The 13,768-nt window shown below is 53.6% G+C and carries 14 protein-coding genes; 3 read left to right on the top strand and 11 right to left on the bottom strand.

Features of this window, described 5'->3' with window-relative positions; genetic code table 11:
• Positions 1-39: 39 nt before the first annotated feature.
• The gene (locus ACZ5BI_RS02385) at positions 40-1,806 is read right to left on the bottom strand and encodes a serine/threonine-protein kinase (protein ID WP_464896548.1); all 1,767 of its coding nucleotides are present in this window, start codon (positions 1,804-1,806) and stop codon (positions 40-42) included.
• Between the two features lie 111 nt (positions 1,807-1,917).
• Between ACZ5BI_RS02385 and ACZ5BI_RS02380 the strand changes: the two genes are divergently transcribed.
• Complete coding sequence (locus ACZ5BI_RS02380) at positions 1,918-3,198, top strand: DUF4032 domain-containing protein (protein ID WP_464896547.1); 1,281 nt, start codon at positions 1,918-1,920, stop codon at positions 3,196-3,198.
• Positions 3,199-3,295: 97 nt separating this feature from the next.
• On the opposite strand, the gene ACZ5BI_RS02375 is transcribed toward ACZ5BI_RS02380, so the two are convergent.
• Genes ACZ5BI_RS02375 through ACZ5BI_RS02365 form a run of 3 tightly spaced genes read right to left on the bottom strand, consistent with a single transcriptional unit; the run spans position 3,296 to position 6,466 of the window.
• Positions 3,296-4,618, bottom strand: a complete 1,323-nt coding sequence (locus ACZ5BI_RS02375; protein ID WP_316691475.1) for a sensor histidine kinase — start codon at positions 4,616-4,618, stop codon at positions 3,296-3,298.
• A gap of 6 nt (positions 4,619-4,624) precedes the next feature.
• A complete protein-coding gene (locus tag ACZ5BI_RS02370; protein WP_024059253.1) occupies positions 4,625-5,305 on the bottom strand; it encodes a response regulator transcription factor in 681 nt (226 codons plus the stop codon).
• 60 nt (positions 5,306-5,365) lie between these two features.
• Positions 5,366-6,466, bottom strand: a complete 1,101-nt coding sequence (locus tag ACZ5BI_RS02365) for an adenylate/guanylate cyclase domain-containing protein (RefSeq protein ID WP_316086409.1) — start codon at positions 6,464-6,466, stop codon at positions 5,366-5,368.
• Positions 6,467-6,676: 210 nt separating this feature from the next.
• Between ACZ5BI_RS02365 and ACZ5BI_RS02360 the strand changes: the two genes are divergently transcribed.
• On the top strand, positions 6,677-7,399 hold the full coding sequence (locus ACZ5BI_RS02360; protein ID WP_464896546.1) for a Maf family protein: 723 nt from the start codon (positions 6,677-6,679) through the stop codon (positions 7,397-7,399).
• Between the two features lie 17 nt (positions 7,400-7,416).
• Positions 7,417-8,400: a DapH/DapD/GlmU-related protein gene (locus ACZ5BI_RS02355; RefSeq protein ID WP_278611244.1), complete on the top strand. Its 984-nt coding sequence runs from the start codon at positions 7,417-7,419 to the stop codon at positions 8,398-8,400.
• A 322-nt stretch (positions 8,401-8,722) separates the two neighbouring features.
• On the opposite strand, the gene ACZ5BI_RS02350 is transcribed toward ACZ5BI_RS02355, so the two are convergent.
• The 7 genes from ACZ5BI_RS02350 to ACZ5BI_RS02320 all read right to left on the bottom strand — a co-directional run bounded on the left by ACZ5BI_RS02350 (position 8,723) and on the right by ACZ5BI_RS02320 (position 13,763).
• Positions 8,723-9,343, bottom strand: coding sequence for a response regulator (locus ACZ5BI_RS02350; protein ID WP_038109924.1), 621 nt, complete (start codon positions 9,341-9,343; stop codon positions 8,723-8,725).
• A gap of 197 nt (positions 9,344-9,540) precedes the next feature.
• Positions 9,541-10,449, bottom strand: a complete 909-nt coding sequence (mutM, locus tag ACZ5BI_RS02345) for a bifunctional DNA-formamidopyrimidine glycosylase/DNA-(apurinic or apyrimidinic site) lyase (protein ID WP_316098108.1) — start codon at positions 10,447-10,449, stop codon at positions 9,541-9,543.
• Positions 10,450-10,504: 55 nt separating this feature from the next.
• Positions 10,505-11,224: a ribonuclease III gene (gene rnc, locus ACZ5BI_RS02340; RefSeq protein ID WP_464896545.1), complete on the bottom strand. Its 720-nt coding sequence runs from the start codon at positions 11,222-11,224 to the stop codon at positions 10,505-10,507.
• On the bottom strand, positions 11,221-11,811 hold the full coding sequence (locus tag ACZ5BI_RS02335; RefSeq protein WP_278619098.1) for a YceD family protein: 591 nt from the start codon (positions 11,809-11,811) through the stop codon (positions 11,221-11,223). The genes rnc and ACZ5BI_RS02335 overlap by 4 nt, the downstream gene beginning before the upstream one ends.
• A 55-nt stretch (positions 11,812-11,866) precedes the next feature.
• A complete protein-coding gene (locus ACZ5BI_RS02330; protein WP_464896544.1) occupies positions 11,867-12,556 on the bottom strand; it encodes a FliH/SctL family protein in 690 nt (229 codons plus the stop codon).
• Between the two features lie 16 nt (positions 12,557-12,572).
• Entirely contained in the window at positions 12,573-13,097 is a 525-nt protein-coding gene (gene coaD / locus ACZ5BI_RS02325; RefSeq protein WP_415932546.1) for a pantetheine-phosphate adenylyltransferase, read from the bottom strand.
• 63 nt (positions 13,098-13,160) lie between these two features.
• On the bottom strand, positions 13,161-13,763 hold the full coding sequence (locus ACZ5BI_RS02320; protein WP_316086723.1) for an RsmD family RNA methyltransferase: 603 nt from the start codon (positions 13,761-13,763) through the stop codon (positions 13,161-13,163).
• Positions 13,764-13,768 lie beyond the last annotated feature (5 nt).

Raw genomic sequence — 13,768 nt, 5'->3', positions numbered from 1 at the left:
CTATCCGGGCTTTGATCACCGCAACCCGGGCTAATCAGGCTACCAAAGGAAATTTACCACCATATATTCGGCGCCTATGCTGACTGCCAGTGCCACTACCCCCCAAAACAGACGGGCACCAGCTCCCCCGATCAGGCGCACCATAGAGCCAAACCCCACTCTGAAGGAACGAGAAAAAAACGCCACTATCGTGGCAAACAGCGAATACGCCAGGTAGAGCAGCACCCGATAAACCGCCTGTTGTTCGCGCCAGCCCTCGGGCAAAATCCGCTGTGCAGGTTCCAATAAGAGCACATCCCCGTACTCTCCTATTAGGGTCACGCCCACCCCCACCAGTATGGTCACCACTATTACTCCATGTAGCGGCGCCCATAATGGTTGGGCTTTGAGCGCCGCACTGGGCGGAGTAACCATTCCCGAAGCCAGTTGCGCATCTCGCATCCGCGCCCTAAACGCCCCAAACAGACCGCAAAAGGCCACTAAGGCAGTCGGAACTACCGTACTCAGGGATACTGGCAGCGGTGCATGCAAATTATTTTTTAGCGCAAATACTTCGGTAGCCAGCGATAAGGACAGCATTAAGGCCAAACAAGACAACCAGGCGTTAGGTAACTTATTGGGGATATAGCGTGGCTCCCACTGCGCAGGCACCCCGCCCCCGAGAGCCCCTTCGGCGACTGCACCGTAGCCAGGCGCCGACGGCTGCACCCTCGGATCTACGCCGCCCCCCGGATAGTTACTTGCATAGTTACCCGCGGACGCCACCTGATAACCGGCCGGACTGGCATTTTCGGGGGGAGCCGGAGGATAAAGCCGATTAGCTTGACCTGAAGCTGAGGGTGCGGAACTGGGCTCTGCTTCCCCTCGGTGTTGAGAAGCAGGCGGAAAACTGGGAGGAGGCGGCCCCGGATCGGCTGCACCAACATTCGCTGTGTCCAAAGCTGTGGTCCCTGCCCGCGCAAAACCAGGATCATCCGTCAGGTAAGAATCTTCCGGCAAGTAATCAGCGGGATCTTTCCCCTCATTAACCGCCCCGAAAGCCGCGATTAGCTGGTCGGGAGTTGCTCGCCGCTCCGGATCCACCTGAAAACCGGCCTGAAAAACCCGTTGAAGCGGCTGCGGCAATTCGGACAATTCAGCTTTACCAGTATTTATGCGCCCTAAAACTACCTCGATGGGACCAGAACCAAAAGGCGGACGGCCACTGATGCAATAGAGCAACACGCACAGCCAAGCCCACCAGTCATCGCGCGGGCGCGCATCCTCACCGTGGATAAGCTGCGGCGAAATATAGCCGGGAGTACCGGTGACCAGTCCGGTTGCGGTCAAACGTTCGGCACCTGGAGTTTGAGAAATCCCAAAATCAATCAAAACCGGCCCTTGCTTCGCAAGCATAATATTAGCTGGTTTAATATCGCGATGAACCACCCCGGCACGGTGTAGCTCCTCCAATATTTTTGCTAACCATTGCGCCAAGTCAATCAAGTCAGGCAAATCCCAAGTACCATTGGCACTGACGTCCTCGGCAATCGTGATCCCCCGAATCAGTTCCATAGCCACATACGGGGTTTGCCCGGCGGTGTTTACCTCAAAAACTTTCGCTACCCCAGAGGAGCTGACTCGGTTAATCGCATCAGCCTCGCGTTGCAGACGTTTGCGAGCATTGGGATCGTTAGCAATCTGCGGGTGCAAGAACTTCAGCGCGACTTCGCGCCCATCGGAAGATTCAGCTTGATAAACCGAAGCCATCCCCCCTGCGCCCAAGGCCTTAAGCACCTTGTATCCGCCGATTTCCTGTTCGAGCACTGTCTCCCTAACTGTTTTCAAACTCTCTTTATCTGAGTTTAGCTAACTGCGTTCGCACTTACCCAACTACCTATGCCAGAATTGTCCTAGCAATCACGAGGAGGAGGAAAAATGCCAAGCAAACAGAAAATTCGGGTAACTACCTCTGGTACCTCCTCGTTCTATTCTTTAGTCCCCACTCTCCCCTGGTCGCTCCCCTTGGAAGACTGGCCAAACAAGCTACTAGCGGCTCTTCCGCGGGGTATTTCTCGTCACGTGGTGCGTTTCATTAAGGCGGGGGGCGCAATATACGCGGTAAAAGAGATTTCCGAAGAGCACGCCCTGCATGAATACCAAATGCTGCGTCAGCTACAAAGCAAAGAACTACCTACCGTATCCGTGGCCGCGGTGGTAGCGGGAAGAATCGATAAAAACGGTGAAGAATTACCGGCCGCCCTCGTTACCCACCACCTGCAGTATTCCCTGCCCTACCGGGTGTTACTATCCAAACAATTATCTAAAGACAAACTCAATCGGGTACTTGATTCCCTGGTTGCCCTGCTGGTTCACCTGCATCTAAAGGGCTTTTACTGGGGAGACGTTTCCCTATCCAACACCCTGTTCCGCCGGGACGCCGGCACCTATGCAGCCTACCTGGTAGATGCGGAAACCGGACGCTTTTATGACAACATTTCCGACCGTTCCCGCGAATATGATGTTTCGTTAGGTGCCATGAACATTATCGGAGAACTGATGGATTTGCAGGCCGGAGGGCTGGTAGATGAAGACTTTGACGTCACTATTGTTGGCGACTACCTGGAGAAACGCTACCACGACCTCTGGAATGATCTAACCGGATCCGAACGTATTCCGGCCGATGAAATTTGGCGCGTAGGCGCGCGGGCCGAGCGGCTCGGGCAACTCGGTTTCGATATCGGTCAAGTAGAAATCGAAAGTGACGAGGATGGGGACTTCTTAAGTTTTGCTCCCCGGGTAGTCGAGGCAGGTCATTTCCAGCGGCGAGTAAAAGATCTAACCGGTCTGGAAGTTCAAGAAGAACAAGCCAAACGGATCTACACCGATATTGTGACCTATCAACGCCGCAAGAAAATGGAGAGTATTCCTCTGCGTCTGGTGGCGACCACTTGGCTAGAACGGGTTTACCTGCCCACTATTAGCGCGATTCCCGATGATTTACGCGCAAAGCTAGAGCCTGCCCAGATTTTCCACGAAGTATTGGAACATCGCTGGTTTATGTCGGAAAAAGCGGGCCATCATATCCACACCCGCAAAGCAGTTAAAGATTATATCCGCACCCAGTTGGCGGTTCGCCCTGACGAACAGGTGGTGCTACCGATGCCGTTGACGGCGACAGCAGATGCTATAAACTATCTGGATCTAAAAGAGCTGTAACCACTTTTCCCGTGCACACCGGACATGAGTACTTAATTAATCGAGCCACCCGGCCCGTAGCCAATCTCCGCCAGTAACAGCTATCTACGTTATTTGATTATTTGCGTCCGTGGCGGCGTCCCACCACCACTAATCCTCCCTGCGGCAAGAGGCGATCCGGAGACATAGCTTCGGATACCGCCGAGAGGGAAATCGTGAATACTACCGGTTGGCGACTGGTGAGCTCGATACGCCCCCCATCGGCTTCTATCAGATCTTTCGCGAGCGCCAGCCCGATACCGCTGGAGCCATGACCGCTAACCCCACGCCGGAAAATATGGGGAGCTATTTCTTCGCTCACGCCCTCGCCCTCGTCAGTAACCTCCACAAATATGGAGCGACTAGAGACCCCTTTACGAGTAGAAACCGTGACCGTACCTGCCCCATACTTCAAAGAGTTCTCCACTAAAGTGGCGATTGCCTGCGATAACGAAGAGGGAGTGGCTAGGGGTAAACGATCAGTTACCGGGTTGTCGAAAACAATCTCGCGGCCTACCGCTGCAAATTGGGATGCCCATTCATTCTTTTGTTGACGGAAAATATCCTCTATCTTTACCGCTTGGGTATTTCCATGATTGGCTTGCGCGGCGCGCTTCTTTAAGTCCTCTACCACTTGGGTAATTCGTTCTACCTGTTCCAGGCAGGCTTCGGTTTCGCTACGTACTTCCTGATCATCGGTAAGGTATTCGATTTCTTCAATCCGCATGGACAGGGCAGTAAGGGGGGTGCGCAGCTGGTGGGTAACATCGGAAGCGAATTGGCGTTCCTTGGCGATCCGGCCAATAATCCGTTCCCCAGAGCGCGATAGTTCCTCACTAACCAGGTCTATTTCTTCGATTCCGGTAGGTTGGATGTGGGCTTGGACTGCTCCTGACCCGATTTGCTCAGCCTGGGCTGAAAGATAGATAAGTGGAGCCGCCAAGCGTCGGGAACCGCGGAAAGCAAAGCCGGTACCCGCACCTAGAGCTACTGCCCCGCATATCAATACCGCACAGACCGCCCCCACCGCTGACCAAATCACTGGCAAAGCCGAGGAATGCAAAGACACATACAGGCCGCCGGCGCTGCGGGCATGGGAATACAGCTGCCAGTTAGCATCTACCGAACCCGAGTGATAAATCCGTCTTTCCCGTTGATCAATACTGATTTCTGACTCGGGTGCATAAACCCGCTGCCAGTTTGAAACCGCTTGCCGGGTATGTCCCAGATCGCGGGTACCGATCTGATCCAAGTAACGGGAAAGATTAACCGTGAGTTGATCTTGACTAGACTGGTTAGACTGCCACACATAAGAGGGCGCCAAAATCGCCAGCGGCAACCCCAGCAGGGTCAGAGAAACCAGGACCGACTGGAAAACCATTAACAGCGCACGCCGGCGCATGGCAGGTTACTTTCGTTCAGTCTCGAACCGGAAGCCCATTCCCCGCACCGTCGAAATGTAATAGGGGTAGGTGGCGTCATCTCCCAGTTTACGGCGCAGCCAGGAAATATGCATATCTAGGGTCTTGGTAGATCCAGCCGGATCCGAACCCCAAACTTCCTGCATAATTACCTGACGTGGCACTACGTTCCCGGCTTCTTTAATCAAGATCCGCAACAGGTCGAACTCTTTAGCGGTTAACTGCAGCTCCCGCCCATCTTGGAACGCGCGGTGAGCCGAAACATCGATTTTAATATCCTGTGCCTCTAGCGCATCATCTTGGAAGTCGCTGCCTGCCCGACGTAACAGAGCACGTACTCTGGCTAGCAGCTCCGCCAAACGGAACGGCTTGGTTACGTAATCGTCAGCACCGGCATCTAAGCCCACCACCATGTCGACTTCGTCAGCGCGGGCAGTCAGCACCAAGATCGGCACCGATGACCCTTGGGAGCGAATCTCCCGAGCCACATCTAAACCGTCGATATCAGGCAAACCTAGGTCTAGAACCACCAGATCGGCTCCTAAAATATCACCGAGAGCTCCCCGACCGGTACCGTGGGCGCGTACTTCGTAGCCTTCGCGACCGAGAGCCCGTGCCAAGGGTTCGGAGATTGCCGGGTCATCTTCAACAAGTAAAACTGTAGTCATATTCCCATGCTAATCTAAAAAAAACTTTGTCGCCACTACAGCGAACTGAAAATAGCTTTACTATTTTTTTACTGCCGGAGAAGCTATCTCCAAGGTATTACTACGAAGCAAGGGCTGTTCGCCTTGTTTGCCTTCTCTGCGCGTAAGCAGCCATCCTTCTACCTCACCTAACCCCTGCAGTTCTTGAGTTGTAGCCGGCCTAACCGCGAAGTACCCTTTCTTATCACTGGCTTGGAGCTGCTTGGCGGAATCAGCATCCATCAAGATTTGCCCCCGCGGCGCGATATCTACCAAACGCGAAGCCAAGTTAACCGGGGGGCCGAAAATATCACCAGAACGAGAAACCACTCGTCCATGAACTAAAGACGCGCGCACCGGCAGGATTTCCGGCCGAGAATTTAAGAACTCTACGATGGCACACACAATATCCGCAGCTACTAGTAGTTCGTCTGCAACATATAAGACTGCATCCCCCAGAGTTTTCACCACTCGCCCTCCGCGAGTAGTAACGACATCCCGACAGGCCATCTCAAAACTTTGCACCAGATCAGCCAAAGCGGCTCCGCTCATCGTGGAAGAGCGGCGCGTAAATGCCACCATGTCCACAAACCCCATACAACGATCCAAAGGATAGGAATCGATGGCGTCTGCTTTACCTTCCCGCGTTTCCACTTCCCGGTTGGTATTCAGCAGCAGATACGCCATTTGTCGGCGCCAAGCGTATCCCAGTTGCGATTGCAATAGATCGACATATTCGTCGATTTTGTCTAAGACCAGCAAACGGGCGGAGGTGTCATCCAGGTTCATGCGTTCTTGAAAATCCGTTACAATCGCCTCTAGCTGCCATAGCACCAGGCGATCGGCCATATAGGATTGTGCGCGCAGCAAGGAGGTCACTGTACCGCGCCCCAGAGTACCCTCACCAAATTCTTGCCGCCATTCCATGATTGCCTGCGCGTCTTGCTCAGTAAACATGTAGGTATCGGGATCAGCTTTCGGGAATCCACAAGACGTCCAAAAGTGGTCGATTTCTACAACACTAACCCCTAGCTGCTGCGCCATTTCCCGCATAGTCATAGTGGGCGCACCCCCGATAAGTTTCCACACCGGACGCATCACGGTGTTGCGCGCTATCTGGGCTGCAGACAAGGATTCACTCACCCTTCAACCTTAAGGTGAACGACCTCACTTTTTCCAGCAGAGCCGGCAATCTTTGCATATTAAGCGGAAATTTTTTCCGGTATTAACTCTGAAAGTTCCGCTCTTGCCATCTTCTTCTCAAATTTTGGGTTTTTGTCTGAGCGTTAGTTCCATACAACACGTTTCCCCGCCCTCTGCGGCCTCCCGGTCTCGTCTCCTACAATAGGCGCTATGACCGATCGACTTGTTTTAGCCTCCGCTTCCCCGGCTCGCCTTAAAGTATTAACCCAGGCGGGTATTCCCCCACTTGCCTGGCCTGCAAATATTGACGAGGACGCGGTGAGAGCCGAACTAAACACCACCGATCCACCGCAGGTAGTTACCGCTCTTGCCCAAGCGAAAGCCCGTCATATCGGTCAGTTATTAACTAGTCCCGATCGCTTACACCCTGGGGACTTCTCTCAAGGCGTTAAGGTCCGCGAGGAGTTGGAAAGCATTCCAGCAGGTGAGCGTCTAGTGGTTGTAGGCTGCGATTCCATGCTGCTACTGAACGGCAAGTTACGGGGAAAGCCACACAGCTTTGAACGGGCTCTGATGCAGATTCATGAACTTTCAGGAGCTAGTCCCACTTTATTCACCGGCCACTGCGCCCTCGCCTTAAAGCGTTCTGCTACCGGTTTTACCTGGGAAAACGAAGTCGCGGATCATTCGCAAGCAACCTTATATTTCAGTGAGATCACTGCAGAAGAATCCCGCGCTTACGCCAAAACCAAAGAACCACTAGAAGTTGCCGGAGGCTTTACCATCGATGGCTTAGGCGGGGCATTTATTGAATCAATTAAGGGCGATCCCCACGGAATTATTGGTATTTCTTTACCATTAGTGCGCAAACTATTAAATGAACTTGGCTTTTTTTGGCCAAACTTATGGAGGGTCTTACCAAACGAATCCTGAGCGGATAAGGTGGAGTTATGAGTGAAAGAAAAGCACGCGGGGTAGGCCTCGCAACCGTAAGCGAAACTGGTCAAACCCTGGATGTTTGGTATCCTCGCCCCTACCTAGGTGACCAACCCAACGAATCAGATGCCGAGCTAATCGAAAAACTAAGCCAGATTGAAGGGCGCGATGATGGGCGCGGGGTTAACCGTACCGCTACCGTGGTATCGATCGATCTGGACGAGTCTGCCCGCTCTACCGCCGATGCTTACTTGCGTTTACACCTACTTTCCCACCGGCTAGTAAAACCGAACACCATTAACCTGGATGGCATTTTTGCTCGTCTACCTACTGTTGCTTGGACAACCGAAGGCCCTTGTGCGGTCGAGGATTTTGAAAACACCCGTATGCGGATGCGTTTAAGCTTTGGCCACCCAATTCACCTACTTAGCGTAGATAAATTCCCTCCGATGGTTAACTACATTATTCCCTCCGGGGTACGCATCGCCGATGGCGCAAAAGTGCGTCTCGGCGCCTATTTAGCACCGGGTACCACCGTGATGCATGCGGCTTTCGTTAACTTTAATGCCGGCACCCTGGGGGCTTGCCTGATTGAGGGGCGAGTAGCACAAGGAGTGGTTATCGACGACGGCTCCGATATCGGAGGAGGCGCCTCCACCGCAACCACAGTTTCCAGCCAGAACGGGAAACAAATTTCCCTAGGAAAACGCTGCCTACTGGGCGCAAACTCGGGGTTAGGAATCGCGCTGGGTGATGACTGCGTGGTGGAAGCCGGATTGAATTTGACTGCCGGCACCAAAGTATCAGTTCTCCCCCACGCCGGGGTAGCCCCCACTGCGGAAGGGTACTTCGCGGAGCCAGTAGTAGTTGCCGCCTCGGAACTCTCGGGAGTTTCCGACGTCATCTTCCGGCGAAATTCCCAATCTGGTCGCGTAGAGGCACTGCCCCGTGCCGGCAAGGAAATCAAACTCCCCGCCACCTCCCGCATCAACCCGTAACCTTTCCGCACGCCCGCAGCCTCGCTGATCATCGCTGCTAGTTAAGCGCTACTGCAGATTTGTCCTACCGGTACGGTTCGGGCCGTAAAAGTACTCGGGGGACCCCGGTGAGCCTTGCTTCGCTCGGCTCAAGCCCCCTCTCGCATCTTTTACGGCTCGAACCTTGTGCGTGGGGGAGAAGTTTTATCCGAGCAGGCTAGGTGGGCGCAAAATTTGGAAAACGCCGCCACGTTTTCCAAATTTCTGGGCAGGAGGAAAAACTTCTCCCCCGCGCTGAACCCAGGGTGCTTTTACCGAGACAGACCCGCACGAGGGAGACAGACTATGACTGATGCCGCCACGCGGCGGAGCGCTGACTGGCTACCCAGGCAGCGACCTGCGTGCGGCGCTGCAGCCCCATTTTGGCCAGCAGCGAAGTGATATGGTTCTTCACGGTCTTTTCCGCCACCCCGAGCTTTTCCCCGATTTCCCGGTTAGAAAGTCCATCCCCGATTAGGTTTAGTACTTTGCGTTCTGCCGGAGTCAGATTGGCGGTGGGGTCTTCATTCCCGGCGCGGCGGCGGGTCACGGTGCGATCATCTAGCAGTACTCGCCCTCCGACTACTGCCCGGATAACATCGGTAATTTCAGCGCCGCGCACAGTTTTTAGCACATAGGCTTTTGCCCCGGCCTGCAAGGATTCTGCTAAGGCATCGTCATCATCAAAACTGGTGAGCACAATTGCCAGGGAATCTGGTGACACTTCCCGCAATTGTTTCATAACGTCAATGCCGGTACCATCGGGCATTTGCAAATCTACCAGCACTACATCTGGACAAACCAGTTCGGCGCGGCGTACCGCATCTTCTACGGTTCCCGCTTCGGCCACTACCTCCATGCCGGCAGTTCGATCTACGATTTCGGCAATCCCCCGACGCACAATCTCGTGGTCATCAATGATCATTACCCGCGTGGGTTCTTCTACTGTCTGCGATTGCTGGATCTTCACCCTTTGATTCTACCTAATCCTCTCAGCAGGCAAATAACCTTTCCACAAAGTTGCACCTAGTGAGGTAGAGAAAGCTCCAAACACTCAGGTGGTTCCGGGTAGCGGTGGCATTTATATTTACCAAATCCAGATGACAAGCTCCAGGGGGACAGTTAATCCTGTAGCGGCTGACATTTCGGACAGTAGGTGGCGTTACGTCCTGATTGTTGCAGTTTCTCCAAGGTGGTGCCACAGGTTTTACAGGGCTGACCGCCGCGTCCATAAACCTTTAGTTCCTGCTCGAAATACCCGGGGTTTCCGCTGGTGTCCACGTACAGTTCATCAAAAGAGGTTCCGCCGTGTTTGATTGCGGTTTTCATGATTTCCCCGGCGCATTTAAACAGTTCCTGGATTTGCTTTTCTGAAAGAGAGTCTGCTCTCTGTCCCGGGTTTACCCCGGAAGCAAACAGGGTTTCGTCGGCGTAAATATTGCCGATTCCGGAAACTAACTTTTGATCCAAAAGGGAGTGTTTAATGGAACTCTTGCGTTTACGCACTGTGGTGGAAACTTTTTCTAAATCAACGTGGGGATCGAGGGCATCGCGGGCCACATTCAGTTCCACATTGCGGGGAACTAGGTGGTGCTTTGCCCCCAGGCCTCCCGGTTTCTCATCTCTGGTTTCTACCAGCGGTTCTACTACCATACGTCCGAAAGTGCGTTGATCAACAAAGTTGACGGTTCTGTCGTCTTCCATAGTTAAGCGCACCCGCAGATGTCCTTGATTTTTATGGGACAGCTCTATTTGTGGTTGGTTAATCAGCAATTGCCCGGACATTCCCAAATGAATCACTAGCGAATACAGGGTTTGTTTACCTTCTTGGTTTTCTCCCAGCAACCACAAAAACTTACCGCGCCGTACCGCAGCGGTAATGATCCAGCCCTCTAGAGCAGCACAAAATCGTTTAATGTCCTGTCCCCGCAAAGAGCCAGGGAATAACACTTCGACCTGTTTTATCTTGGCACCCAGCAGCTGCGATTCTAAGCCGCGCCGCACAACCTCAACTTCTGGCAATTCTGGCATATTTCAGTTCCCCTCAAAACCTCATGTAACCATCTAAATCTGACTGGCAAACGTTTTAAAACCCTAGGGGGGTAGTCACCCCGTGTTCTTCGCGTAGGGTCATAACCGCCTGGCGGGCGGCCTCATGTTCCGCCGCTTTTTTCGAGCGTCCCTTACCGGATCCCAGTACCCGATCCCCGATTAGGGCTTGGGCAGTAAAGCGTCGATCATGATCAGGACCGGTGCCTTCTACCGAGAATTCAACAGTCCGCACCCCCAGCTGACCAGTAAGTTCTTGTAAGGTAGTCTTCCAGTCCATTACTGCTCCCCGCTCTAGGGCGTGATCCAGTAAATCCTGCAACAGGTTTTCAACCACTTTGCGAGTGGCTTCTAGTCCGTGACACAGGTAGGTTGCTCCAATCATTGCTTCTACCGTGTCGGAAAGGATCGAGTCTTTTTCTCGCCCTTTGGTTTTTTCTTCTCCGCGCCCTAGTAGTATGAATTCTCCCAGATTAATATCGCGGGCAACCCGAGCTAAAGCGGGCTGCGAAACCGTGGCCGATCGCATTTTTGCGAGATGACCCTCTGGGTGAGAGGGATAGGTCTTATACAGCCGTTCCGTCACTATCAGCTGTAAAACCGCATCTCCTAAAAATTCTAGGCGCTCATTATTGGGAAGATTATCTTGTTCGTGTGCAAAAGAACGATGAGTAAGCGCCAATACCACCATCTCGGGGTCTAATTCGATCCCCCACCTGGTTAGCAGCTCCGCTAGATCTTGCGAACCGCGACTCATTCGTCCTTTTTCTCCTGTTCCTCAAATAGGTTAGTTAACACTGACCAGCGCGGATCAATCTTTTCGTGGTGATGATCCGCACCCGCATTCGCTAGCATGATTCCACATTCGGGGCAAAGCCCGGGACAATCGGGAGCACAGAGCACCGAATAGGGAATCTGTGGAACGAGGGCGTCTATCAAAAGTGGTTCGAGATCCAATCGTGAATCTGGCTGCACCTGATAGGCCTCGTCCACGTCAGCATACACGATTGAGTCCTCACTCACCTCATTTAGCAGGTGTGCGAGCTCCTCGGGATAGTAGTAGACGCGGCTCAAGGAAAAATCCAGGGTTTTTTCCACTGCTTTCAGACAGCGCACGCACGCCCCTTCAGCGCGGGCTGTTCCGCTAACGCTCAGGGATACTCCCTCGGAAATTGCCACCGCTAGCAGCTGCAAATCTAGAGACTGTCCCGCCGGAACCGCCATATCTTCGGTTCCGATAGCGGTAGGTAAAGTTACCTGCAGCTGCCAGGTTTTACTATCCCCCTCGCCAGTTCCTAATCCGGTTAGTTCTAGCGGGATCGCGGCCTTCTTTACTTGCTTCATGCCCCTTACCTTAAGGGGTATTCAGCTTCGGCGCTAGCAAGCTGACCCTCAGTTATTAGAACTGGGGGCGCTCCTGGCGTGAAAACTGGGCGCGGCCGCTGCGAGTTTGCTCCGCGATTGCCCCCAGCAGTTCTTCCAATTGGGACAGTGCCTGGTTAACGTACTGGTCAGACTGATCCATAAAGTCTTTGGCTTCCGCGCGCGCAGTGTCGGTCATCTGCTGCGCTGCCTGTTTCGCCTCGCGGTAAACATTGTCCTGCGAAACCAACTGATCCGCGCGGGCTCGCGCCTCCTGCAAGATCTGAGCCGCCTGCTCATTGGCTTGGGCAACGGTTTCTTCCGCCTGGGCGCTGGCATGGGCGATTGCCGATTCTGCCTGCCGGTCAGCGTCATCGATAGTTTCCTGCGCCTTAGCATTAGCTTGCGCGATAGTTTCTTCCGCGTTCTGGTTCGCTTCGGTAGTTACTCGCTCCGCTTCCGCGCGCGCATCCGAGATGGTTTGCTCGGCCTCTTCATCGGCGGCATCCAGCACTTTATTAGCATCGGCCACAATCCGATCCGCATTAACCAGGTCAGCCGGTAGCGCTGCACGCGCATTATCGAGCAGCTCTACTCCTTCGGCCTGGTTAATCATGACTGACGCAGAAAAGGGAACGCTGCGTCCGGCCTCAATCATCTCGGTCAGACGGTCAAGGACTGCGATAACGTCTGACGGTGCGTACTGCGGTTCTTCCTGGGGTTCCATATTCTTCCTTCCTGTTTTAGGCTGGCGGGTTGTCGGATTCACGGGTAGGGTTTTCATTTCCCGAGGACGCATCGAATTCTTGTTGCAGCGCCTGGGCTACTTCGGGGGGAACAAATCCGGAGACGTCTCCTCCGTAGGCAGCTATTTCTTTAACTACCGAGGATGAGATCAAAGCATTTTCGGGGGAAGTGGGAATCAAAATAGTGTCAATGCCGGAAAGCTGCCGGTTAGCGAAAGCCTGGGTCATTTCACTGTCAGTGTCTTTAGAGTTACGAATCCCTTTAACCAGCGCTGCTGCCTGATAGCGGGTTGCGAGGTCACAAGCTAGCCCCTCCCAGGTAACTACCTGCACATTCGCTAGGTCTGCGGTGGCTTGAACGATAAATTCTTCGCGTTTGCTGGCCGGGAATAGATAGGTTTTCTTGGAGTTTTTCGCTACCGCCACGATCACGCGATCAAAAATATGGGCTGCGCGGCTAATTACGTCCAGATGCCCATAGGTAAGGGGATCGTAGGATCCGACGCAGACAACAGTACTCATAGCTACCAAAATACCGGTAAGCACTCCCGGTGCGGAGCGTCCCACGCGGACAAAGAGAGAAAACTAGGCTTGTGCACCTTCATTTTCCGGGTATTCGAGGGCGGGACGCAGTAGGTAAACCGCGCTTTCTCCGTAAAGTTTGCGCGATTCTTCCTCCCACTGCTCTGTTTTCCAAGCAGGAGTTTCATCGCGCGCCGAACGTTCCACCACTATCCAGGCGTCCGGGTCGCATAGCGGATGCAGCTGGTCTAGTACCTGCAGGATTTCGCTATTTTTCATAGCGTAGGGTGGATCAATAAAAACTAATTCCCACTGGGGATTGGGGTTAGCTCCTAAAAGGCGCGACGATAAGAACGAAAGAGCCGGTTGCACATAGAGCTTTGCCGAGGCAAAAATCGGGGAAGAGGCACGGTTCTTGCGGATTACTTTGGCGGCGCTTTGCGCTCGATCTACCAAATCTAAGCTGAGCGCCCCGCGCGATAGCGACTCAAAACCGTAGGCTCCTGATCCGGCAAAAAGATCCAAAACACAGGCGTCTTCCGTGGCTCCGCGAGATTGCAGAGCGGAGAAGATTGCTTCCCGAACTCGATCTTGAGTGGGGCGCGTACCGGAGGAGGGTACGGCTAGCTGAGTACCTCGGGCAGTTCCAGCTATTATTCTCATCATGATGA

The sequence above is a fragment of the Varibaculum sp. GTC20041 genome (assembly GCF_055387755.1).
Note: the sequence above shows the minus strand (reverse complement) of the source record. Positions and strands in the feature narration are given on the sequence as shown.